Here is a 23,120-nt window from a genome sequence, read left to right on the forward strand (position 1 = left end):
GGCATCCGAGCCCCCAGACCCCGGGCCGGGGGCCCGGCTACCCGCACCAAAGGCCGACCAGGCGCCCCTGCGGCGCACCCAGGCGCAGCAGATCGCTACGCGCTCCTCGAATCACGGCGACCGACGGCCGTCGGGGGCTGATACCCCCACCACATGTCGATCAGAGCGGCGCGGGAAGCGGACGGTCGCGACAGATCGCTACGCGCTTCTCCGATCTCGGCGACCGACGGCCGTCAAGGGCTGATCTGTGAGCAGTTGGCGTCCGTCGTGACTTCGGACATGGGGGCTGTTGCCGTCAAGGGCGTCCAGTAGTCGGATGGCGTAGACCTCCGACATACGCTCGGCCACCTCGTCCGGTGTGAGCCACTGGACTGCCGTGCTTTCGCCTGAGAGGCGTTCGGTTCCACCTGAAGGCTTGCAGCGGAAGACCAGGGCCACCACTCCAGCCGTGATGTTCTTGTACACGCCGGTGAGCTGGTCCACCTCGACATGAATGCCGGTTTCCTCCAGCACTTCCCGCCTCACCCCGCCCTCGGGCGTTTCCGTCAGCTCCAGCACTCCGCCCGGTAGCTCCCATGTCCCGTTGTCGGCTCGCCGGATGGCCAGCAGTCGGCCGTCATCACGCACCACCACCCCGGCAACCGACACAGAATGGCGTGGCGTTGACCTGTCCGACGGGTCACTGTTACTCATGTACATGAGCATAGGAGGATGCGAAGGACCATGGGAGAAGCTGTAGGAGGAGGCAAGGCCGTCCCTCGGTACTTGCAGATCGCCGAGGACATCGTCCAGCAGGTTCATGCCGGCACCTTGAAGCCGGGAGACCAGGTGCCCAGCGAATCCGAGATGGTCGAGCGGTACGGGGTCTCGGGCGGGACCGTCCGCAAGGCCATGCTGGAGATCCGCGCCAGCGGTCTTGTGGAGACCCGCCATGGCAAGGGCTCCTACGTCAAGGACCGGCCGCCGGTGCGCCACCGGTCATCAGATCGGTTCCGTCGTTCGCTTCGGCAGAGCGGCAAAGCCGCCTACCTTGCCGAATCGGAACAGTCGGGCGCTACCGCGAAGGTCAGCGTCGTCTACGTCGGGCCGGTGAAGGCACCGGAGACGATCGCCCAGCGGCTGGGCGTGGAGGTGGGGACTCAGGTCCTCGCGCGCCGCCGCTTGTACTTCCGCAATGGCACTCCCGTGGAAACCGCGACGTCGTACCTGCCGTGGGACGTGGTGCGCGACATCCCGGAACTCTTCGCCGAGAACCCCGGAGGCGGCGGCATCTACGCCCGCCTTGAAGAGCGTGGCCACACCTTCGCCGAGTTCGTGGAGACCCTGCAGGCGCGGCCTGCCGCGAAGGCCGAGGCATCGGAGCTGGCGCTGAGCCCTGGCGCCACTGTGGTGCACCTGCTGAGGAACGCCGTCACGGATGCGGGTCGCGTCGTGGAGGTATGCGACACCCTCATGGCAGCTGACCAGTTCGTTTTCGAGTTCCGCATCCCGGCGACCGGCTGACGACTACCACTCCACCTGCAACCCGCTGTGCTTTCACCATCACAGCGGGTTGACTCATGTACAGGAGTCAGGGCACTCTTCCTCGTGTCACTCATATACATGAGTGAAGGAGTTCAGCTTCTCTAGAGGAGTTGCCACATGAGTCAGATTCCCGTCCGCCCGGCAGCCACGTCCGGCATCGACAGCGACACCCTCTCGGTGAGGGCTGTCGCGGCAATCGAGCCGAGCTCTGAACTGCTCGACCGCGCACTGGCCGGCTGGGAGCGCTTCCTCGGCACGTTCGAGACCACGTCCGATGAGTGAGTGCTACGAGTACGTGCCGCACTGGCTCCTCCGCCAGCGCGTGCGCGACATCCCGTCGGGTGTCGAGGGCGTACTCATGGCCGTGATCAACGAGAACGTCTCCGACACCGGCGTAGAGCGCTGGATGGAGCTCGCCTACATCCGCAACGCCTCCGGCCGTGAGTTCGCCACTGCCGTCACCAACATCGAACCCGCGACAGATCAGCCCTTGACGGCCGTCAGTCGCCGAGATCAGAGAAGCGCGTAGCGATCTCACGCGCCTGAACGCTTCCCGCGCCGCTCTGATCGACATGTGGTGGGGGTATCAGCCCCCGGCGGCCGTCGGTCGCCGTGATTCGAGGAGCGCGTAGCGATCTGTTGCGCCTGGGTGCGCCGCAGGGGCGCCTGGTCGGCCTTTGGTGCGGGTAGCCGGGCCCCCGGTCCGGGGGTCTGGACGTCTGAGGGCTCGGATGCCCGGCGGGCCGGCGCCCGGTCCCTCGCCTCATCCCTGAGGGACCCGTCCTTCGGCCATGGACCGTGCCGTTCTTTTGGGGGTTTCCCGGCAGTCTTCGTTTTTCCGGGGCGGGACGGTCTGTCAAGGGTGGCCGAAGGCCATCGCGAAGCGACGCGAACGCAGTGAGCGCCCTTGACAGGCCGGCCCGACACGGAAGGACGATGAGACTGACGGGAAACCCCCAACACCTCCCTGAGACCGTCCAGGGGGCTACGGCTCCCCGACCACCCGCCCGCACCCGGGGGCGGGTGGGCAGCCACCGGCCCGCCCCAGGGGGTCGAGGGGGAGATGGCGGGCCCACGCCGCGAGCCGCGTACCGCCCCCCATGTCACGGCTGCGCTGCAAGCGTGGACGCCCCGGACGGCTCAAACGCGTCGGCTCGTAGAATCGCCGGGTGGATACGACCCTGGATGACCCCCTCGTCGGGCGCGTGCTCGACGGCCGCTACCGCATCGACGCCCGTATCGCGGCCGGCGGCATGGCCACGGTCTACCGGGCCGTCGACACGCGCCTCGACCGCGTCCTCGCGCTGAAGGTGATGCACCCGGCCCTCGCCGCCGACGCCGGCTTCGTCGACCGCTTCATCCGTGAGGCGAAGTCCGTGGCCCGCCTCGCCCACCCGAACGTGGTCGCCGTCTTCGACCAGGGCACGGACGGGCCGTACACCTACCTGGCCATGGAGTACGTCTCCGGCTGCACCCTGCGCGACGTGCTCCGTGAGCGCGGCGCCCTCCAGCCGCGGGCCGCCCTGGACATCCTGGAGCCGGTCCTCGCCGCCCTCGGCGCCGCGCACCGCGCCGGGTTCGTCCACCGGGACATGAAGCCCGAGAACGTCCTGATCGGCGACGACGGCCGCGTCAAGGTCGCCGATTTCGGTCTCGTCCGCTCCGTGGACTCGGCGACGAACACCACCGGATCGATCCTCGGGACGGTGTCGTACCTGGCGCCCGAGCAGATCGAGAACGGCGTCACCGACACCCGCGTCGACGTCTACGCCTGCGGTGTCGTCCTCTACGAGATGCTCACGGGCGGCAAACCGCACACCGGCGGCACCCCCGCCCAGGTGCTCTACCAGCACCTCAACGAGGACGTGCCGCCCCCTTCGGCCGCCGTCCCCGGACTGCCCGCCGCCCTCGACTCCCTGGTCGCGCAGGCCACGGCCCGCAACCCCGGGCTGCGCCCCTCCGACGCCGCGTCCCTGCTCGGGCTGGCCCGCGACGCCCGCGCGCAGCTCGGCGACGCGGAGCTGGACGCCGTACCGCCGCAGGCGCGGGCCCAGGAGCGGACCTCCAGCGAGGACCGTACGGGGGTGATCCCCCGCCCCGTCGACACGGACGCGGTGCAGCACACCTCCCGGCTGGCCGTGCCCCCGACCTCGCCGGCGCCCGCACCGGACCGCCGCCGGGCGCCGCGCCCGCGCCCGCGGCGCGGCGTGGTCCTGGTGGTCGCCGGGGTGCTGCTGGCGCTCGGTCTGGGCATCGGCGTCTGGTACATCAGCTCCGGCCAGTTCACCAAGGTCCCCAACCTCCTCGGCAAGACGGAGGAGCAGGCGAGGTCCCAGCTGTCGGCCGCCGGTCTCGGGGTGAAGACCGTCGACCGGAAGTTCAGTGACGCCTTCGACCGCGGGACGGTGATGAACACGGACCCCGGCGGCGGCAAGCGGATCCGCGACAACGGCGCGGTGACGCTGACCGTCTCGCGCGGCCCCGAGACGGTCAGCGTGCCCGACCTCAAGGGGCGGCCGCTCCAGGACGCGCAGACCGAGCTGACGAAGACGGGTCTGGCGCCGGGCATCGTCACCCAGGCCTTCAGCCAGGACGTGGCCCAGGGCTCGGTGATCAGCACCAACCCGGCGGGCGGCCAGAAGCGGGCACCCGACACCGCCGTCGCGCTGCTCGTCAGCAAGGGCCGGCCCGTGCCGGTCCCGAACGTGGTGGGGCTGGACCTCGTCGCCGCGAAGGCCGCGCTGGAGGGCGTCGGCCTGAAGGTCGGCCCCTCCCCCGAGCCGGTCAACTCCCCGCAGCCCGCCGGCCAGGTGGCGAACCAGTCGCTCGCCCCGGGCTCGCAGGCCGCCGCCGGTGACACGGTGACGCTGACCGCCTCGAAGGGCCCGCGTCAGGTCCAGGTGCCGAACGTCACCGGCCAGGATGTGGACGCCGCCCGCAAGAGCCTGGAGGCCCTCGGCTTCAAGGTGAAGGTGGACCGCCCGTTCCTCTCCTTCAGCAACACGGTGGAGTCCCAGTCGGTGCCCGCCGGCCAGGGCGCCTCCGAGGGCAGCACCATCACCGTGAGGACGAAAGGCCTGTGAGCGTTCCCCCGATGCGCAACCCGGTGGGCGGGCACGTCCCCGTCGCCGGCGGGCTGGCCTCGGTCGGCCTGACCTACGCCCGCGAGATGGGCGCCGAGGCCGTGCAGGTCTTCGTCGCCAATCCGCGCGGCTGGGCCACCCCGACCGGGAACCCGGCGCAGGACGAGCTGTTCCGCGCCGGGTGCGCCGAGGCGGCGATCCCCGCGTACGTCCACGCCCCGTACCTGATCAACTTCGGCTCGCACACCGAGGCGACCGTGGAGAAGTCGGTGGAGTCGCTGCGGCACTCGCTGCGCCGGGCCCGGCGGATCGGCGCGCTCGGGGTGGTCGTGCACACCGGCTCGGCGACCGGGGGCCGCCCGCGCGAGGCGGCGTACGCGCAGGTCAGGGAGCACATGCTGCCCCTGCTGGACGAGCTGACCCATGACGACGACCCCTTCCTGCTGCTGGAGTCCACGGCCGGGCAGGGCTCCTCGCTGTGCTCGCGCACCTGGGACTTCGGGCCGTACTTCGAGGCGCTCGACCACCATCCGAAGCTGGGCATCTGCCTGGACACCTGCCACATCTTCGCGGCCGGGCACGACCTCGCCGAGCGGGGCGGCACCAAGCAGACGCTGGACCTGCTGGTGGACACGGTGGGCCCGGGCCGGCTGAAGCTGATCCACGCGAACGACTCGAAGGAGGGCGTCGGCGCCCACAAGGACCGGCACGCCAACATCGGCCAGGGCCACATCGGCCGCGAGGCCTTCGCGGAGCTGTACGAGCACCCGGAGACGGAGGGCGTGCCGCTGATCATCGAGACGCCGGGCGGCAAGGAGGGGCACGCGGCGGACGTGGCCCTGCTGAAGGAGCTGCGCGGCCCGCGCTGACCCCTGATCCACTCCTTGAGGAATACCCCTGGGGGGTATACGGTTCTGTCATCTCGGCAGGACCGTAGTCCGCGTTTCCCAGCAGGGGGTTGTCGTCATGGAGCACGCACACCAGCACCACGATCAGCACGAGCACCACGGACACGAGCACCACCAGCACGGCGGCCACGGCAGCCACGGCAGCCACGGCAAGGTCAGCTGGGCCATGGCGGCGAAGGCCACCCTGCACTGCCTCACCGGATGCGCCATCGGCGAGGTGCTCGGCATGATCATCGGCACGGCCCTGGGCTGGGGGAACGTCTCGACGATGATCCTCGCGATCGCCCTCGCGTTCTTCTTCGGCTACGCGCTCACCCTGCGCGGGATCCTCGCCGCGGGAGTGGACTTCCGTACGGCCGTCCGGGTGGCGCTGGCCGCGGACACCCTTTCGATCGCCGTCATGGAGCTGATCGACAACGGGGTGATCGCCCTGTGGCCCGGCGCGATGGACGCCCACCTGTCGGAGCCGCTGTTCTGGACGGTGCTCGCACTCTCACTGGTGCTGGCCTTCGTCGTGACCACCCCGGTCAACAAGTGGATGATCGGCCGCGGCAAGGGTCACGCGGTCGTCCACCAGTACCACCACTGATACCGCCAGGGGGTACCGCTAGAGCTCGGGGCCGTCGCCCGGCTCCTCCTGGTACGAGTACCGCTGTTCGCGCCAGGGGTCACCGATGTTGTGGTAGCCCCGCTCCTCCCAGAAGCCGCGGCGGTCGGCGGTCATGTACTCGATGCCGCGGACCCACTTGGGACCCTTCCAGGCGTACAGGTGCGGCACCACGAGCCGCAGCGGGAAACCGTGCTCGGCCGTCAGCAGTTCGCCGCCCATGTGGGTGGCGAAGACGGTGCGCTCGGCCGCGAAGTCGGCCAGTCTCATGTTGGAGCTGAAGCCGTACTCGGCCCACACCATCACGTGCGTGACCTGCGGGGCCGGCGGGGCCAGGGCCAGTACGGTGCGCGTCGACACCCCGCCCCATTCGGCGCCCAGCATGCTGAACTTGGTGACGCAGTGCAGGTCCGCCACGACCGACTCGAACGGCAGGGCCGCGAACTCCTCGTGGTTCCAGCAGTGCTTCTCGCCGTCGGCCGTCGCGCCGAAGACGCGGAACTCCCAGCGCTCCGGCTTGAACTTGGGCACGGGACCGTAGTGGGTGACGGGCCAACCCCGTTGCAACCGCTGCCCCGGAGGGAGCTCGAACTGCTCTGCTCCCGGAGATTCCCGGCTTTCCGGCTGACCCATGTCTCCATGGTGACAGACGTAGCGGGGTGGTCACGACCAGGCAAGACCCTATTCGGGCAAGTCACGGCAACTCCCACTAAGGAGGCACTTACTGGACGGCCTCCAACGGCGGTGCAAAGATGCGCGCACCTGCCCAGTCACCTAGCTGACATTGCTTGGAAGGAGCCTCTGCGATGCAGGGCGACCCCGAGGTCCTTGAGTTTCTCAACGAGCAGCTGACCGGCGAGCTCACGGCCATCAACCAGTACTGGCTGCACTACCGCATCCAGGACAACAAGGGTTGGACGAAGCTCGCCAACTACACCCGTGCCGAGTCCATCGACGAGATGAAGCACGCGGACAAGATCACCGAACGCATCCTGATGCTGGACGGGCTGCCGAACTACCAGCGCCTGTTCCACGTGCGCGTCGGCCAGACCCTGACGGAGATGTTCCAGGCGGACCGACAGGTCGAGGTCGAGGCCATCGACCGCCTCAAGCGGGGCATCGAGGTCATGCGCGGCAAGGGCGACATCACCTCGGCGCGGCTGTTCGAGGAGATCCTGGAGGACGAGGAGCACCACATCGACTACCTCGACACCCAGCTGGAGCTCATCGAGAGCATCGGGGAGCCGCTCTACATCGCGCAGCTGATCGAGCAGCCGGAGAGCTGACGGCCCCGGACGCGCCCGGGCGCCTACGGGCGTCTACGCCGCTTCGGCCAGCGCGGCCACGGGTTCGGCCGCGAGAACCGCGGCCCCGTTGCCCTTCTCCAGGAGTTCCCGGCGGGGGCAGGCCCCGCGGCCGAGCAGGCCCTGGATGGTGCGCACGCAGGAGCCGCAGTCGGTGCCGGCCTTCGTGGCGGAGGCGATCTGGCGGGGGGTGCAGGCCCCGGCAGCCGCGTGTTCCTTGACCTGCTTGTCGGTGACCCCGAAGCAAGAGCAGACGTACACGCGGTTCACCTCCCTGGTGCGGAACGGTTCGGCGGGCCATCCCCTATTCGGTGAGGCTTACCTAACCGTACCCAAAGTTAGGGTCCCCTAAAAGACCCGGGTACGACGATGGGGCGCGGATCACATCGATCCGCGCCCCATCGTCGTAGGAAGCCACCTACTGATCGCGATCCCTACTGGTCGCGGTACATCTCCGCGACCAGGAACGCCAGGTCCAGGGACTGGCTGCGGTTGAGCCGCGGGTCGCAGGCCGTCTCGTAGCGCTGGTGCAGGTCGTCGACGAAGATCTCGTCGCCGCCGCCCACGCACTCGGTGACGTCGTCACCGGTGAGCTCGACGTGGATGCCGCCCGGGTGGGTGCCGAGGCCCTTGTGGACCTCGAAGAAGCCCTTGACCTCGTCGAGCACGTCGTCGAAACGGCGCGTCTTGTGGCCCGAGGCCGCCTCGAAGGTGTTGCCGTGCATCGGGTCGGTGACCCAGGCGACGGTCGCACCGGACGCGGTGACCTTCTCGACCAGCTCGGGGAGCTTGTCGCGGACCTTGTCGGCGCCCATGCGGACGACGAAGGTCAGCCGGCCCGGCTCGCGCTCGGGGTCCAGGCGGTCGATGTACGTCAGCGCCTCGTCCACCGTGGTGGTCGGGCCGAGCTTGATGCCGATCGGGTTGGCGATCTGCGAGCAGAACTCGATGTGTGCGTGGTCCAGCTGGCGGGTGCGCTCACCGATCCAGACCATGTGGCCGGAGGTGTCGTACAGCTTCCCGGTGCGGGAGTCCGTACGGGTGAGGGCGCCCTCGTAGTCGAGGAGCAGCGCCTCGTGGGAGGCGTAGAACTCGACGGCCTTGAACTCGGCCGGGTCGGTGCCACAGGCCTTCATGAAGTTCAGGGCGTTGTCGATCTCCCGGGCGAGCTGCTCGTAGCGCTGCCCGGACGGGGAGGACTTCACGAAGTCCTGGTTCCAGGCGTGCACCTGGCGCAGGTCGGCGTAGCCACCGGTGGTGAAGGCGCGCACCAGGTTCAGCGTCGAGGCCGACGCGTGGTACATGCGCTTCAGCCGCTCGGGGTCCGGGATCCGGGCCTCTTCGGTGAAGGCGAAGCCGTTGACGGAGTCACCGCGGTAGGTCGGCAGGGTGACGCCGTCGCGGGTCTCGGTGTCCTTGGAGCGCGGCTTGGAGTACTGGCCCGCGATGCGGCCGACCTTCACGACGGGCACGGAGGCCGCGTACGTCAGGACGGCGCTCATCTGGAGCAGCGTCTTCAGCTTGGCGCGGATGTGGTCGGCGGACACGGCGTCGAAGGCCTCGGCGCAGTCGCCACCCTGGAGCAGGAACGCCTCGCCCTTGGCGACGGCTCCCAGACGGGCGCGCAGCTGGTCGCACTCACCCGCGAAGACGAGGGGAGGATACGACTCGAGGTCCGCGACGACAGCGCGCAGGGCCTCGGCATCGGGGTACGAAGGCTGCTGCGCCGCGGGAAGGTCTCGCCAGGTCGCCTTGGCGGCGGGGGCTTGGGTTTCAGCGTTCACGGTCACCTCGTACACATTACGGCGTCCCACGTCGCGTCCGGCCCGGCGCCCACCTGGTGAGACGGTGTCGTTCGAAGGCCCAGGGCCCGGAAATGAACGGAATCCGAGGTTCACATGTCGGTATAGAACGGATGCAGCGAGATCACGTCCGCTTGGGCTAGGGTGCCTCGCATGTACGCACACTCCGACCAGAACTGGTGGTGGCCCGCTCCCGGCGGCCCACCCCTCGTGCGTACCCACTGACACGAGCGACGCGAAGGCCGCCCCGAGGGGCGGCCTTCCGTGTTCCACGGACAGACGGACCAGGGCCGCTCCTCCCCCGACACCGCGCCGGACCCACCGGCACACCGGAAGGACCCGCCCACCCATGTCCCAGGACCACTCCCTCAGCCGGCTGCTCGACGACTCCTGCCCGCCCTTCGCCCTGCTGCGCCGGCGCACCCCGGGCCGCGACCACGACACCGTCGAGGTGCTGCTCGGCCCGGTCCACGAGGCCGAGCGCCTCGCCGACCTGCCCGTCGGGGAGCTTCCCGCCCTCGCCCTGGTGCCGTTCCGCCAGATCCGCGAGCGCGGTTTCGACGTGCGCGACGACGGCACGCCGCTGAGCGTGCTGGCCGCCGAGGAGGCCTGGGAGATCCCCCTCGCCGAGGCCCTGGCCGCGCTCCCGGACCACGAGGTGAAGGTCGACGGCGGCGGCTTCGACGTGTCCGACGAGGACTACGCGACCACCGTCGAACGGGTGATCCGCGAGGAGATCGGCCGGGGCGAGGGCGCGAACTTCGTCATCCGGCGCACCTACGAGGACCGCATCGAGGGCTTCGGCCGGGCCGACGCCCTCGCCCTGTTCCGCCGCCTGCTGCTCGGCGAGCGCGGCGCGTACTGGACGTACGTCGTCCACACCGGGGACCGCACCCTGGTCGGGGCCAGCCCCGAGGTGCACGTGCGGATGTCCGGGGGCACGGTCGTGATGAACCCGATCAGCGGCACGTACCGCTATCCCGCAGGGGGCCCGACGGCCGATTCGCTGCTGGCGTTCCTCGGCGACCGCAAGGAGACCGAGGAGCTGTCGATGGTCGTCGACGAGGAGCTCAAGATGATGTGCACGGTCGGCGACATGGGCGGGGTCGTCGTCGGCCCCCGTCTGAAGGAGATGTCCCACCTCGCGCACACGGAGTACGAGCTGCGCGGACGCTCCTCGCTGGACGTCCGCGAGGTGCTGCGGGAGACCATGTTCGCGGCGACGGTCACGGGCTCGCCCGTGCAGAACGCCTGCCGGGTCATCGAGCGGTACGAGAGCGGCGGCCGCGGCTACTACGCGGGCGCCCTCGCGCTGCTGGGCATCGACTCCGCCGGGGCGCAGACCCTCGACTCCCCCATCCTGATCCGCACCGCCGACATCGCCCCCGACGGCGCCCTGCGCGTGCCGGTCGGGGCGACCCTGGTGAGGCACTCGGACCCGGCGGGCGAGGTCGCCGAGACGCACGCCAAGGCCGCCGGGGTGCTGGCGGCCCTGGGCGTACGGGAGGCCGCGCCCCGGCCGGCCTTCGAGGGGGCCCGGCTGACGGACGACCCCCGGGTGCGGGCGGCCCTGGACGCCCGGCGCGGGGACCTGGCCCCGTTCTGGCTGCGGATGCAGGAGCGCCCGGCGGAGATCACCGGGCACGCCCTGGTCGTGGACGGGGAGGACACCTTCACCGCGATGCTGGCCCACGTGCTGCGGGTGACCGGGCTGGACGTGACCGTACGCCGCTACGACGACCCGGGGCTGCGGGAGGCCGCCCTGGCCTGGGACGGCCCGATCGTGCTGGGCCCGGGGCCGGGCAACCCGGCGGAGTCCGACGACCCGAAGATGCGGATGCTGCGCGCCCTGGCCGCCGAGCTGCTGGCCTCGCACCGGGGCGGGATCCTGGGCGTCTGCCTGGGCCACGAGCTGCTGGCGGCCGAGCTGGGGCTGCCGCTGATCCGCAAGGCGGAGCCGGCGCAGGGGGCGCAGACGCGGATCGACCTGTTCGGGGCCGAGGAGGTGGTCGGCTTCTACAACACGTACACCGCGCACTGCTCCGACGAGCTGGCGCTGCGGCTGGCCGGCGAGGGGATCGAGGTCTCCCGGGACCCGGCCACCGGTGAGGTGCACGCCCTGCGGTCGGCGGCGGGCGGGGTCGCGGGCGTGCAGTTCCACCCGGAGTCGGTGCTCACCCTGCGCGGGGTGGAGCTGGTCCGGGACCTGCTGAGCGGGGTCATGGCCCCGGCGTAGCGGTCAGGCGGACGGCAGGAGGGTGTTCTCGGAGCGGCGGCCGGCCAGGTAGTCGGCCACGTTCCGGACGGTGGTGTCGATGATCTGTCCGACGGCGTCGGCCGTGTAGTAGGCCTGGTGGCTGGTCACCACGACGTGCGGGAAGGTGACCAGCCGGGCCAGGGTGTCGTCCTCGACGGCTTCGAGCGACTTGTCGAGGAAGAACACCCCGGCCTCCGCCTCGTACACGTCGAGGCCGACACCGGTGAAGCGGCCCGCCCGCAGCTCAGCGACCAGGGCCTCGGTGTCGATCAGGCCTCCCCGGCTGGAGTTCACGAGGATCACGTCGTCGCGCATCGCCTTGAGGGCGGCCGCGTCGATGAGGTGGTGCGTGGAGTCCAGCAGGGGCACGTGCAGGCTGATCAGGTCGGAGCGCGCGAAGAGCTCCTCCTTGTCCACGTACTTCATGCCCAGCTCCAGGCAGGCCGGGTTCTGGGCGACGTCCCAGCCGAGGAGGTCCATCCCGAAGCCGTGGGCGATCCGGGCGAAGGCCGCGCCGATCTTCCCGGTGCCGAGGACACCGGCCGTACGGCCGTGGAAGTCGCGGCCCATCAGCCCGTTCAGCCGGAAGTCGAAGTCGCGGGTGCGGATCGCGGCGCGGACGACCTTGCGGTTGACGGCCATCGCCAGGGTCCAGGCGAACTCGGCCACCGAGTGGGGGGAGTAGGAGGAGACCCGGCCGACCGTCATGCCGAGGCGGCGGGCCACGTCCAGGTCGATGTTGTTGAAGCCGGTGGACCGCTGGGCGATCATCTTCGTCCCGCCGTCGGACAGGGTGTTCAGGACCCTGCTGTTCAGGTCGGCGTTGACGCTGGAGGAGACGATCTCGTACCCGGCGGCGATGGGTGCGGTGTCCTCGCTGAGGAAGACGTCGAGGCAGCGGACCTCGTGCTGTCCGGCGAAGGCCCGCTCGAGGAGGGGCTTCTCGTCGGCGGTCACTCCGAAGGCCAGGATCTCCACGCTTGCTCCCGTACGTCGAACCATGGGTCGTTTGTCACGATACGACCCACGGTCCGACGATGCCCGGCGGCCCGGCCGCCCGGCCCTCGGCGGCCTCAGCCGAAGAAGACCCCGACCTCCGCGTACAGCGCGGGGTCGACCGTCTTGAGCTTCGAGGTGGCCTCGGCGATCGGCACGCGGACGATGTCGGTCCCCTTCAGCGCGACCATCTTGCCGAAGTCCCCGTCGCGCACCGCGTCGATCGCGTGCAGTCCGAAGCGGGTGGCCAGCCAGCGGTCGAAGGCGCTCGGGGTGCCGCCGCGCTGGATGTGCCCGAGGACCGTCGTACGGGCCTCCTTGCCGGTGCGGGCCTCGATCTCCTTGGCCAGCCACTCGCCGACGCCCGAGAGCCGGACGTGCCCGAAGGAGTCCGTGGTGGCGTCCTTGAGCACCAGCTCGCCGTCGGTCGGCATCGCGCCCTCGGCGACCACCACGATCGGCGCGTAGCTCGCCTTGAACCGGGAGGTCACCCAGGCGCAGACCTTGTCCATGTCGAAGCGCTGCTCGGGGATGAGGATGACGTTCGCCCCGCCCGCGAGGCCCGAGTGCAGGGCGATCCAGCCGGCGTGCCGCCCCATGACCTCGACGACCAGCACCCGCATGTGGGACTCGGCGGTGGTGTGCAGCCGGTCGATGGCCTCGGTCGCGATGCCGACGGCCGTGTCGAAACCGAAGGTGTAGTCGGTGGCCGACAGGTCGTTGTCGATGGTCTTGGGCACGCCGACGCACGGGATGCCGTACTCCCCGTGCAGCCGGGCGGCCACGCCCAGGGTGTCCTCGCCGCCGATCGCGATGAGCGCGTCGACCTCGTACTTGGCGAGGTTCTCCTTGATCTCGCGGACCCCGTGCTCCGTCTTGAACGGGTTGGTGCGCGAGGAGCCGAGGATGGTGCCGCCGCGGGGCAGGATCCCGCGGACGGCGGGGATGTCGAGCGGGACGGTGTCCCCCTCGACCGCGCCCCGCCAGCCGTCCTTGAACCCGACGAACCCGTATCCGTACTCCTGGACGCCCTTGCGGACGACGGCCCTGATCACCGCATTGAGCCCGGGGCAGTCGCCGCCGCCCGTGAGCACTCCGACCTTCATGGAATCTCCCTTCGCCATGACGGTCACGCTAGTGGTGACTCAGGTCACAGCAAGGGCCTTGGAGGGGTCAATTCCGGTGGAATCACGGGGCGTTGCGTCCGCGCTTTCACTCGTACGAGGAAGTAAGCAGTACGTACGACCGGCTCCGCGCGCTACGCGTCGTCGAGGCCGCGCTCTATCGCGTAGCGGACGAGCTCCACGCGGTTGTGCAGCTGGAGTTTGCCCAGGGTGTTCTGGACGTGGTTCTGCACCGTGCGGTGGGAGATGACCAGGCGTTCCGCGATCTGCTTGTACGACAGGCCCTTCGCCACCAGGCGCAGCACCTCGGTCTCGCGGTCGGTCAGCTGCGGGGCCTTCGGCTCGTCGGCGGTGGCGGGCGCCGGATCGGTGGCCAGGCGCCGGTACTCGCCGAGGACCAGGCCGGCCAGGCCGGGGGTGAACACCGGGTCGCCGGCGGCCGTACGGCTCACCGCGTCGATCAGCTCCTGGGCTCCGGCGGACTTCAGCAGGTAGCCGGTCGCCCCGGACTTGACCGCCTCCAGGACGTCGGCGTGCTCCCCGCTGGCCGACAGGACGAGCACGCGCAGCGCGGGATCGGCGCCGACCAGCTCCTTGCAGACCTGGACCCCGGGCATGCCCGGCAGGTTGAGGTCGAGGACCAGGACGTGCGGGACGACGGCGCGGGCGCGGCGCACCGCCTCCGGGCCGTCGCCGGCCGTGGCCACGACGTCGAACCCGGCGGCGGCCAGGTCGCGGGCGACCGCGTCCCGCCACATCGGGTGGTCGTCGACCACCATCACCTTGATCTCGTGCGGATCGGTCACTGGGTTCTCCCCCTCGGTACTTTCAGTTCCACTTCGGTGCCCTGTCCGGGGACGGACACCAGCTCGGCGGTGCCGCCGAGGTCGCGCAGCCGGCCCCGGATGGACAGGGCGACGCCCATCCGCCCCTCGCCCTCCGCCTGGTCGAGCCGCCCGGCCGGGATGCCCGGGCCGTCGTCGCGGACGGTGACGATCACCTCGTCGCCCCAGTCCTCGACGAGGATCCAGGCGCGGGCCCCTTCCCCGGCGTGCTTGCGCACGTTGTCGAGGGCGGCTCCGACCGCCGCCGCCAGCTCCCGCGCGGCGGGCACCGGCAGCGGTACGGGGGTGCCCGGCTCGGCGAAGCTCACCTTCGAGCCGGCGTGCGGGGCGAGCAGGGAACGCAGGTCCAGCTCGCCTTCGTCGGCTCCGGGCTCCTCCACCTCGTAGGTGTCCACCAGCGCGCCCAGCGACTCGTCGCGCGAGACCCGGGAGGGGTGCACGAGGCCGCTGGAGACCAGCGTGCGCAGCGCGACCTCCTGCTCGCCCGCCATCCGGCCGAGCTCGGCGGCCTCGCCGCCCAGTTCGGTGCCGCGCCGCTGGACCATGGCGAGGACCTGGAGGACCCCGTCGTGGATGTCGCGGGCGAGGCGTTCGCGCTCGCGGGTGGCGGCCTCGATCTCCAGGGCGCGGGCCAGGGTGGCTTCGCTGGCCCGGGCGACCTCGACGACGTAGCCGATGGCGATGGAGGCGACCCAGACCAGCAGCACGTTGTGCAGGGTGTCCTCGGTGGGGTCGCCGCCGTGGACGGCGATGTTGGCGGCGGCGACGAAGGTCGAGGCGAAACCGGCCCAGCGCCAGCCGCCCTTGAGGGCGAAGGCGAGGACCGAGCCGGCCGTCCAGATGGTGGGGAGGGTGGGGCCGCCGTCGGCGATCCGCTGATGGGTGTCCGCGAACGGGGTGAGCAGGATGCCGGTCAGCGCGACGACGAGGTCGGCGCCGAGGAAACCCTTGGTGCAGGCGGCCGCGTTCGCCACCCTGGGGTAGGTGGCGAGGGTCCAGACGGCGAGCACGGCGAGGTAACCGGCCGCCGTCCAGGGGTGGTCGAACCGCTTGTACGCGGAGGCGAAGAGCAGCACCGCGTAGACCATGGTGAGCAGCCGGTAGAAGGTCAGGGCCCGCCACAGCGGCAGCTCGACCGACATCCGTACGACGCGCTCGCGCTTCGCCATCTCCCCCACCCCCGTGCGGGCGCTGCCGCGACCGCCCTACTCCGTGCTCTTGTCGGCCTTGTGCTCGGCCTTGCTGTCGGCCTTGGCGGCCTTCTCCGCGTCCGCGATCTGCCGCTTGGCGGCCGTCGCGTAGATGTCCACGTACTCCTGGCCGGACAGCTTCATGATCTCGTACATGACCTCGTCGGTCACCGAGCGGAGGATGAAGCGGTCCCCGTCCATCCCGTGGTAGCGGCTGAAGTCCAGCGGCTTGCCGATCCGGATGCCCGGGCGCATCAGCTTCGGGACCACCTTGCCGGGCGGCTGGATCTTCTCGGTGTCGATCATCGCCACGGGGATCACGGGCGCGCCGGTGGCGAGCGCCACCCGGGCCAGCCCGCCGGGCTTGCCCCGGTACAGCCGGCCGTCGGGTGAACGGGTCCCCTCGGGGTAGATACCGAACAGCTCCCCGCGCTCGATGACATCGATACCGCTCTTGATGGCGGCCTCGCCCGCGCCGCGCGCGCCGGAACGGTCCACGGGGAGCTGGCCGACGCCCTTGAAGAAGGCCGCCGTCAGCTTGCCCTTGACCCCGGGGGAGGTGAAGTACTCCGCCTTCGCGATGAAGGTCACCTTCCGGTCCAGCACGGCCGGAAGGAAGAAGGAGTCCGAGAAGGACAGGTGGTTGCTCGCGAGGATCGCCGGCCCCTCCGCGGGAATGTTCTCGAGGCCCTCCACCCACGGCCTGAAAGCGAGCTTCAGGGAACCGCCGATGGAGAACTTCATTGCGCCGTAGATCAACTCGAAAGCCTTCCTGTGTCTGTCGAACAGACCTTATCCCCTGGCTCCGCCCGGAGCGGCCCGACGACCCTGGTCGGTACCACCCCGGTCGCGTACGGTGAAGTCACACAGAGCAACGCACCCCCCGCCCCCCTTGAAGGAGACCCTGGTGCCCGTCCTCCCTGGAGCCGAGCCCTTCCGCCACGAGGGCGGAGAGGTCGGCGTCCTCCTCTGCCACGGCTTCACCGGTTCCCCGCAGTCCCTGCGCCCGTGGGCCGAGTACCTCGCCGAGCGGGGGCTGACGGTGTCCCTGCCGCTGCTGCCCGGACACGGGACGCGCTGGCAGGACATGCAGCTCACGGGCTGGCAGGACTGGTACGCCGAGGTCGACCGCGCGCTGCGGGAGCTGCTGGACCGGTGCGAGCGGGTGTTCGTCTTCGGTCTCTCGATGGGCGGCGCGCTGACGCTGCGGCTGGCCGCCAAGCACGGGGACGCGATCAGCGGCATCGTGCTCGTCAACCCGGCCAACAAGGTGCACGACCCGCTGGCCGTAGCCCTTCCGGTGGCCAAGCACTTCATCCGGTCGACGCCGGGCATCGCGAGCGACATCGCGAAGCCGGGCTCGGCGGAGGTCGGCTACGACCGGGTCCCGACGCGGGCCGCGGACTCGCTGCGCAAGTTCTTCCGGCTGGTCGACGCCGAACTGCCGCAGGTGACGCAGCCGGTGCTGCTGCTGCACAGCCCGCAGGACCACGTCGTACCGCCGGTCGACTCGGCGCGGATCCTGGCCCGGGTGTCGTCGACGGACGTCACCGAGACCCTGCTGGAACAGAGCTACCACGTCGCGACGTTGGACCATGACGCGGAGCGGATCTTCGCGGACAGTTTTGCGTTCGTCGGACGGCTCGCGGAGAGCGTCGGCAGGGAGGGGGCGGCCAGCGGTGGCTGAGCACGAGGAGTCCTCCGGGGGTGTTCCCCCGCTGGACGAGGAAGCGGCGTGGGCCGCGATCGTCGCCGGGTACGGGCAGGAGCCGCCGGACCCGCCGGGGGCCAGGCCGTTCCGCCCGATCGAGAACCTGATGCTGCCGGAGGAGGACGTCAAGCCGGAACCCCCGGCGGCGGCGCCGCCGGCCGCGCTGGGCAGCTCGGTGGTCTTCGCCCCGGGCGTGGGCGTCGAGGGCCCCCGGGACCACGCCCTGGCGGAACCGGAGGACGACGACCTGACCCCGGCCGAGGAGGGACACTTCGTCCCGCCGGAACCGGAGCTGCCGCCGGCCGACACCACGGCGAAGTTCGCGTGGCTGGCGGTGGTGGGCGGGCCGGTCCTGCTGCTGCTGGCGGTGCTGCTGCAGTGGGACATGACCTGGTGGCTGACCACCTTGGGCATCGGCGGCTTCCTGGGCGGCTTCGCCACCCTGGTGGCCCGCATGTCGCAGGGCGACGACGACGAGGACGACCCGGGCCGCGGCGCGGTGGTGTGAGCTGTCCTTCTTGACGCACCGCACCCCTTCTTCACGCGCCGCTCGCGGCCGAGCCGTGCAAGCGGCGCGTCAAAAAGGGGAGGCCCGCCAGGGCCGAGCGGTGCGAGGGCCGCGTCAAGAAGGAACGGGCAGCCGGAGGGTGGCCAGGACCGGGAGGTGGTCCGTCGCGCGGTGGAGGTCCCCCCGGGTGAGGCCCGGGAGGTCCGCGGGGACGCCGCAGGTGAGGACCTGGACGCCCGGTGAGGCGAAGACGGCGTCGATGCGCCGGTCCGGCGCCGCCGCCGGGAAGGTGTGCTCCCCGCCCCAGGGGGCGACCGTCCAGCAGTCCTGGAGGGTCTGGGAGAGGCGGCTGAAGGCGGGGCCGCCCGGGCTCTCGTTCAGGTCCCCGGCCGCGATCGCGTACGGCGTGCCCAGCCCGGCGACCCGGTCCAGCAGCATCCCCGCCTGGGCCGTCCGTTCCGCCCGGTTCAGCGACAGGTGCGCGCTGACCACCCCGACCCTGGCCGCGCCGAAGCGGACCACCGCCGTCGCGAGGCCCCGCCGGTGGTGGCCGGGGGTGCGCGGCAGGAGCACGTCCTCGGTGCGCTCCACGAAGGCCCGTAGCGAGCACAGCAGCAGCGGGCCGGCGGCCGTGGCGCCGCCGCTCAGCACCACCAGGTCGGCCTTCGAGGCCAGCCGGGCGGCGTGCTTGCGCCAGCGGAAGAACCGCGGCGCCTCCTGGACGAAGACCAGGTCGGGCGCGCACGCCCGGATCACCCGGGCCAGCGCCTCCTCGTCGTCGCGCAGGGAGCGGATGTTGTAGCTGAGTACCCGGATCACGGCTGAACCGTCCGGTTCTGTCACAGAGTTGGGCAGCATGCTCCGCAACATACGCAGTTGCCCGCCGCTCCCCCAAGGGGCGCGGCGGGCAACGGCAGGCATCCGGTCAGCCCTGGCGCGCCAGGTCCGCGGCGCCGACCATCCCGGCCTTGCCGCCGAGCTGTGCGGCCAGTACCTGCGCGTGCGGGCGCCACGCGCCGCCGATCAGCCAGCGCTTGAAGGACTTGCGGATCGGGTCCAGGACGAGGTCGCCCTCGTCGGAGACCCCGCCGCCGACGATGAACGCCGACGGGTCGAAGAGGGAGGCCAGGTCGGCCAGGCCCGCGCCGGCCCAGCGGGCGAGCTCGCGGAAGGAGTCGATGGCCACCAGGTCTCCGGCCCGCGCGGCTTCGCTGATGTGCTTGCCCTCGATGCCCTCGGGGGTGCCGTCGCCGAGGCCGAGGAGGACGGCGGCGTTCTCGGGGGTGGCGTTCGCGCGCTGCTTCGCGTAGCGGACGAGCGCGCGCCCGGAGGCGTACTGCTCCCAGCAGCCCTGGCTGCCGCAGCCGCACAGCAGGCCGTCGGGGACGACGCGGATGTGACCGAACTCGGCGGCGACGCCGAAGCGTCCGCGGCGCAGCTTGTTGCCGATGATGATGCCGCCGCCCAGGCCGGTGCCGAGGGTGATGCAGATGACGTCCTCGTGGCCCTGGCCGGCGCCGAAGCGGTACTCGCCCCAGGCCGCGCAGTTCGCGTCGTTCTCGACGACCACCGGCAGGCCGATGCGCTGCTCGACCTTGTCCTTCAGGGGCTCGTGGCGCCAGTTGATGTTCGGCGCGAAGAGCACCGTGGCGCGCTTGTCGTCCACGTATCCGGCGGCGCCGATACCGACGGCGTCGATGGTGTGGTTGCTGCTGACCTCGGACACGGCGGCGCAGATGGCCTCCGTCACTCCGTCCGCGGTCGGCGGGGTGGGCACCTTGTACGTCTCAAGGATGGTGCCCTCTTCGTCGACCACGCCGGCCGCGATCTTCGTGCCGCCGATGTCGACGCCGATGGTGAGTCCCATTAGTCCCTCGGTTTCCGGTCAAACCCCGCCACGGCCCACCGTACCCGAGGCCGGCGGAGGATCAGTCGAGATCGATCCGCTCGGCCGGGCCCGGTCCGGGGTCGTCCCCGCCGTCGTCGGTGCCCGCGTCCGTGCCGTCGTCGGCGGGCTTGCGGGGTGCGGGCGGTTCGTCCCGCGTCCAGCGGCGTTCGTGCCCCGCGACGGCCGAGCGGTAGGCCGCCAGCAGTTCGGAGCCGGCGGCCGCCAGGTGGCCGAAGACCTCGGGGTTGCGCTCGACGACGGGCTTGGCGGCGGTCCTCGCCTGGTTGACGAACTCGCGCACCGCGCCTTGGGCCGCGGTGCCGAGGAGCGGATTGTCCAGGGAGGAGACCTTGTCGGCGACGGCCTCGAACAGCTTGAACAGCTCCTCGGCGGCGGTGCCCGTGCTCGCGCCGGCGCCCTGCGTACGGGCCCGGCGGCGCTCCTTCTCGGCGGCGAGGTCCTCGGCGCAGGCCTGCGCCCAGGCGTCGTTCTCGGTGGCCTCGCTCATCGCGGATTCTCCTTGCGGGGCGTTCGGTACGGCCTCTTTCGACCTTACCCGAACGGGGGTACGGCGTTCAGTCCCCCCGGGGCCAGAGCTGCGGGTCAGGGGTGAAGCGGACGGTCAGCTTCCCGTCGGCGAGGGCCGCGCCGGAGACGGTGCAGCGGCGCAGCGCCGAGGGCAGCGGAACGATCCTGCGGTACGGGCCGACGGTGAGGAGCAGCTCGTCGCCGCGCCGTACGAGGTCGAGCTCGCTCTTGCGGGCGCCGGGCAGCGGGATCACCCAGGCCAGCACCCCGTCCGCGGCGATCCGGTCCTCGACCGCCCAGGCGGGCTGCGCGCCGCCGCCGTCGGGCAGCGGGGCGATCCCGTCGGCGGCGGCGAGCACGGCCAGGTCACCGGAGCCCCGGGGGTCGCGGCCCAGGTGCGGCAGGCGGGTCACGGGGACGGCGTCGGCCGCGCCGGCCCACGCGGCGAGGCTGGCGTCCTGCTGGGCGGCGATCCCCGCCGTCCAGGGGTCGGCGGAGCCGGCCGGGGCGAGCCGGTTGGCCACCAGGGTCTCGACTCCGGTCCGGTACAGGGCCAGCCCGAGCCGCCCGGTGCGCAGGGCGGCGTCGGCGGCGGGTCCGGGCTCGGCGACGAGCCGGACCCGGGTCGTGGCGGCCTCGACGACGGCCTGGACGGCGGCCAGCTCCTCGTCCCAGCGGGCGGCGGCCTCGTAGAGCCACTGGGCGGGCATCGGGACCCCGGCCAGCTGGGCCAGTACGGGGCGCAGGGCGCGGGCCGCCTGGCGCTCCGCGGGCAGCAGCCGGGCCAGGTAGCGGCGCAGCTGGGCGGGGAGGGCGAGGGTGGTCAGGGCCTGGTGCAGCGGGGGCATGTCCACGACGACGAGGTCGGCCGCGGGATCTTCGGCGGCCCGGCGCAGGGCGCGGAGCAGGGAGAACTGTTCGGCGCCGGGCAGCTCGGTGAGCTCCTCGGCGCCCAGCGGCCGGCCGCCGAGCATGCCGATGACGGCGGAGCCGCGCTCCTGGAGGGCGACGAGCTCGCTGCGGAACTCCTCGCCGGAGTCGACGCGGGCGGTCCGCAAGCCGGGGGCCGGCGGGAGCTCGGGGAGCGGGTCGGCGGACAGCAGCAGCACCCGCCGTCCGCCGTGGGCGGCGGCGAGGGCGGTGGCGGCGGCGACGGTGCTCCGCCCTGCCCCTCCGGGGCCGGTGATCAACAGGGTCTGCGGCATGCTGCCTGACCTTCCTTCTTTGACGCGTGCCTCGCGCCGCTCAGCGCGCCGGCGCGCTGAGCGGCGCGCGGCGCGCGTCAAGAAGCGGTGCCGCTCTCCACGCGCTTCTTCAGGCCCGCCAGCGCGCGGTCGATGATGACCTTCTCCGCCTTGCGCTTGATCATGCCGAGCATCGGGATCTTGACGTCGACGGTCAGCTGGTAGGTGACCTCGGTGCGGCCGCCGTCGAGCGGTGCCAGCCGGTAGGAGCCGTCCAGCTGCCGGAGCATCTGGGACTTGTCCAGGGTCCAGCTGACCTCGTCGGCGCCCTTCCAGCTGTAGGCGAGGGTGTGGTCGTCCTTGATCGCGCCCGCGTCGAGCAGCAGCCGCACCTTCTCGGCGCGGCCTTCGGCGTCGGTGGCGAGGACCTCGGCCTCCTTCACCTCGCCGGTCCATTCGGGGTAGCGGGCGAAGTCGGCGATCACGGCCATGACCTGGGCCGGCGCGGCCTCGATCGTGATGCTCGAGCTGGTGTGTTCCGCCATCGCGGTCGCTCCTCCGGGCTGGTGGTACCTCCCAGCGCGAGCTGGGGGAGTTCGACAAGTTCGGCAAGTCTTTCGGCAAGTCTGCGGGGGCCTCCGGCCGCCGCGTGAAGGCTACCGTGCGTGCGGGTGCCGCCACTGCGGCCCCTCCCGTCACGCGAAGGGCACGACGCGCACGGCCCGGTTCACCACTCCAGCGCCCACGGCCGCCCCGTCGCCGCGAAGTGGCCGACGTTGACGCACTCGGTGGCGCCGATCCGGACCCGCCGGGCCAGCGGCTGGTGGACGTGCCCGAACAGGGCGTACCGCGGCCGGGTGCGGCGGATGGCGGCGAGGAGGGCCTCGCTCCCCCGCTCGAAGCGGCGCGCGACGGTGTCGTAGCAGAGCTCCGGCACCTCCGGCGGGATGTGCGAGCACAGGACGTCCACCTCGCCGAGGGCCTCGACCTTGGCGGCGTACTCCTCCTCGTCCACCTCGTAGGGGGTGCGCATGGGCGAGGGCAGGCCGCCGCCGACGAAGCCGAAGACCCGGCCGCCGATCTCCACGCGCTGCCCGTCGAGGACGGTGGTGCCCGGTCCGGCGTACTCCTGCCACAGTCCCGGGATGTCGACGTTGCCGTAGGTGGCGTACGTGGGACTGGGGAAGGCCGCGAACATCTGTGCGTACTGGCGGCGTACGGCTTCCTCGATCAGCCGCTCCCTGTCGAGCCCGTCCCACAGCCGTCGGCCGAATTCGCGCGCCTCGCCGAACCGGCGCTCATTACGCAGCTCGACGATCCGGTCGGCGTTCTCGACGCCGAAGAGGTCGGGGAAGATGCCGCGCGAGTGGTCGGCGTAGTCGAGGAAGAGCACCAGGTCACCGAGGCAGATCAGCGCGTCGGCGCCGTCCCCGGCGCGGGCGAGCGCCTCGGTGTTGCCGTGGACGTCGCTGACGACGTGGACTCGCGTACGCGCTGTGCTGCCACCCATGCCGCCACCCTAGGGGCGGGCGCCGCGGACGGGTAGAGGATCCCTGGAGGAGCCCGTACAGCCTGCCGGACCTGCGGTTACTTCCGAGTCTCGAAGCGGGTCGACTACTGTCGGCAGGGCGGTTCCGGGTCTGGGGAGCGGCCCCGGATCC

Annotated in this window: 25 protein-coding genes; 10 read left to right on the forward strand and 15 right to left on the reverse strand. The window is 71.4% G+C overall.

The features are described from left to right. Positions 1-198: 198 nt before the first annotated feature. Positions 199-705: an NUDIX hydrolase gene (locus tag OOK31_RS23430; protein WP_267089266.1), complete on the reverse strand. Its 507-nt coding sequence runs from the start codon at positions 703-705 to the stop codon at positions 199-201. Between the two features lie 18 nt (positions 706-723). Between OOK31_RS23430 and OOK31_RS23435 the strand changes: the two genes are divergently transcribed. From OOK31_RS23435 to OOK31_RS23460, 6 genes are all read left to right on the forward strand, one after another. Then, positions 724-1,503, forward strand: coding sequence for a GntR family transcriptional regulator (locus tag OOK31_RS23435; RefSeq protein ID WP_267089267.1), 780 nt, complete (start codon positions 724-726; stop codon positions 1,501-1,503). Positions 1,504-1,641: 138 nt separating this feature from the next. Next, positions 1,642-1,806, forward strand: coding sequence for a hypothetical protein (locus tag OOK31_RS23440; RefSeq protein ID WP_267089268.1), 165 nt, complete (start codon positions 1,642-1,644; stop codon positions 1,804-1,806). Then, positions 1,799-2,053, forward strand: a complete 255-nt coding sequence (locus tag OOK31_RS23445) for a hypothetical protein (RefSeq protein ID WP_267089269.1) — start codon at positions 1,799-1,801, stop codon at positions 2,051-2,053. The genes OOK31_RS23440 and OOK31_RS23445 overlap by 8 nt, the downstream gene beginning before the upstream one ends. Positions 2,054-2,693: 640 nt before the next feature. After that, complete coding sequence (gene pknB / locus OOK31_RS23450) at positions 2,694-4,607, forward strand: Stk1 family PASTA domain-containing Ser/Thr kinase (RefSeq protein ID WP_267089270.1); 1,914 nt, start codon at positions 2,694-2,696, stop codon at positions 4,605-4,607. 11 nt (positions 4,608-4,618) lie between these two features. Then, positions 4,619-5,476: a deoxyribonuclease IV gene (locus OOK31_RS23455; protein ID WP_267089518.1), complete on the forward strand. Its 858-nt coding sequence runs from the start codon at positions 4,619-4,621 to the stop codon at positions 5,474-5,476. Positions 5,477-5,573: 97 nt separating this feature from the next. Next, a complete protein-coding gene (locus OOK31_RS23460) occupies positions 5,574-6,104 on the forward strand; it encodes a DUF4396 domain-containing protein (protein ID WP_267089271.1) in 531 nt (176 codons plus the stop codon). 18 nt (positions 6,105-6,122) lie between these two features. On the opposite strand, the gene OOK31_RS23465 is transcribed toward OOK31_RS23460, so the two are convergent. Continuing rightward, positions 6,123-6,755 (reverse strand): sulfite oxidase-like oxidoreductase, encoded by a 633-nt coding sequence (locus tag OOK31_RS23465; RefSeq protein WP_267089272.1) that lies wholly within the window; start codon positions 6,753-6,755, stop codon positions 6,123-6,125. 173 nt (positions 6,756-6,928) lie between these two features. On the opposite strand from OOK31_RS23465, the gene bfr reads away from it, so the two are divergent. Beyond that, positions 6,929-7,408, forward strand: coding sequence for a bacterioferritin (bfr, locus tag OOK31_RS23470; protein ID WP_053676038.1), 480 nt, complete (start codon positions 6,929-6,931; stop codon positions 7,406-7,408). A gap of 33 nt (positions 7,409-7,441) precedes the next feature. Here bfr and OOK31_RS23475 read toward each other — a convergent pair whose 3' ends face one another. Both OOK31_RS23475 and OOK31_RS23480 read right to left on the reverse strand, forming a co-directional pair. Continuing rightward, complete coding sequence (locus OOK31_RS23475) at positions 7,442-7,687, reverse strand: bacterioferritin-associated ferredoxin (RefSeq protein ID WP_267089273.1); 246 nt, start codon at positions 7,685-7,687, stop codon at positions 7,442-7,444. 173 nt (positions 7,688-7,860) lie between these two features. Further along, entirely contained in the window at positions 7,861-9,216 is a 1,356-nt protein-coding gene (locus tag OOK31_RS23480; RefSeq protein WP_267089274.1) for a class II 3-deoxy-7-phosphoheptulonate synthase, read from the reverse strand. A gap of 361 nt (positions 9,217-9,577) precedes the next feature. On the opposite strand from OOK31_RS23480, the gene OOK31_RS23485 reads away from it, so the two are divergent. Next, positions 9,578-11,464, forward strand: a complete 1,887-nt coding sequence (locus OOK31_RS23485; protein ID WP_267089275.1) for an anthranilate synthase family protein — start codon at positions 9,578-9,580, stop codon at positions 11,462-11,464. Positions 11,465-11,467: 3 nt separating this feature from the next. Here the strand turns inward: OOK31_RS23485 and OOK31_RS23490 are convergent, their stop codons facing one another. From OOK31_RS23490 to OOK31_RS23510, 5 genes are all read right to left on the reverse strand, one after another. After that, positions 11,468-12,463 (reverse strand): 2-hydroxyacid dehydrogenase, encoded by a 996-nt coding sequence (locus OOK31_RS23490; RefSeq protein ID WP_267089519.1) that lies wholly within the window; start codon positions 12,461-12,463, stop codon positions 11,468-11,470. Between the two features lie 95 nt (positions 12,464-12,558). Beyond that, positions 12,559-13,587, reverse strand: a complete 1,029-nt coding sequence (locus OOK31_RS23495) for a 6-phosphofructokinase (protein ID WP_267089520.1) — start codon at positions 13,585-13,587, stop codon at positions 12,559-12,561. A gap of 152 nt (positions 13,588-13,739) precedes the next feature. Further along, positions 13,740-14,384, reverse strand: a complete 645-nt coding sequence (locus tag OOK31_RS23500; protein WP_267089521.1) for a response regulator transcription factor — start codon at positions 14,382-14,384, stop codon at positions 13,740-13,742. 23 nt (positions 14,385-14,407) lie between these two features. Next, a complete protein-coding gene (locus OOK31_RS23505; RefSeq protein WP_267089276.1) occupies positions 14,408-15,619 on the reverse strand; it encodes a MacS family sensor histidine kinase in 1,212 nt (403 codons plus the stop codon). 36 nt (positions 15,620-15,655) lie between these two features. Continuing rightward, the gene (locus tag OOK31_RS23510) at positions 15,656-16,384 is read right to left on the reverse strand and encodes a 1-acyl-sn-glycerol-3-phosphate acyltransferase (protein WP_267089522.1); all 729 of its coding nucleotides are present in this window, start codon (positions 16,382-16,384) and stop codon (positions 15,656-15,658) included. 163 nt (positions 16,385-16,547) lie between these two features. Between OOK31_RS23510 and OOK31_RS23515 the strand changes: the two genes are divergently transcribed. Beyond that, complete coding sequence (locus tag OOK31_RS23515) at positions 16,548-17,327, forward strand: carboxylesterase (RefSeq protein ID WP_267089277.1); 780 nt, start codon at positions 16,548-16,550, stop codon at positions 17,325-17,327. Beyond that, on the forward strand, positions 17,320-17,859 hold the full coding sequence (locus OOK31_RS23520) for a hypothetical protein (RefSeq protein WP_267089278.1): 540 nt from the start codon (positions 17,320-17,322) through the stop codon (positions 17,857-17,859). The genes OOK31_RS23515 and OOK31_RS23520 overlap by 8 nt, the downstream gene beginning before the upstream one ends. A gap of 114 nt (positions 17,860-17,973) precedes the next feature. Here OOK31_RS23520 and OOK31_RS23525 read toward each other — a convergent pair whose 3' ends face one another. From OOK31_RS23525 to OOK31_RS23550, 6 genes are all read right to left on the reverse strand, one after another. After that, entirely contained in the window at positions 17,974-18,729 is a 756-nt protein-coding gene (locus OOK31_RS23525; protein WP_267089279.1) for an endonuclease/exonuclease/phosphatase family protein, read from the reverse strand. Positions 18,730-18,784: 55 nt separating this feature from the next. Then, positions 18,785-19,726, reverse strand: a complete 942-nt coding sequence (locus OOK31_RS23530; protein WP_267089280.1) for an ROK family glucokinase — start codon at positions 19,724-19,726, stop codon at positions 18,785-18,787. A gap of 61 nt (positions 19,727-19,787) precedes the next feature. Then, the gene (locus OOK31_RS23535) at positions 19,788-20,255 is read right to left on the reverse strand and encodes a DUF5304 domain-containing protein (protein WP_267089281.1); all 468 of its coding nucleotides are present in this window, start codon (positions 20,253-20,255) and stop codon (positions 19,788-19,790) included. A gap of 67 nt (positions 20,256-20,322) precedes the next feature. Then, positions 20,323-21,480: an ArsA family ATPase gene (locus OOK31_RS23540; RefSeq protein ID WP_267089282.1), complete on the reverse strand. Its 1,158-nt coding sequence runs from the start codon at positions 21,478-21,480 to the stop codon at positions 20,323-20,325. 77 nt (positions 21,481-21,557) lie between these two features. Next, complete coding sequence (locus OOK31_RS23545; protein ID WP_267089283.1) at positions 21,558-22,004, reverse strand: SRPBCC family protein; 447 nt, start codon at positions 22,002-22,004, stop codon at positions 21,558-21,560. A 182-nt stretch (positions 22,005-22,186) separates the two neighbouring features. Continuing rightward, positions 22,187-22,969: a metallophosphoesterase gene (locus OOK31_RS23550; protein WP_267089284.1), complete on the reverse strand. Its 783-nt coding sequence runs from the start codon at positions 22,967-22,969 to the stop codon at positions 22,187-22,189. Positions 22,970-23,120: the final 151 nt, after the last annotated feature.

It is taken from the genome of Streptomyces sp. NBC_00249 (assembly GCF_026342355.1).
Classification (GTDB): Bacteria; Actinomycetota; Actinomycetes; order Streptomycetales; family Streptomycetaceae; genus Streptomyces.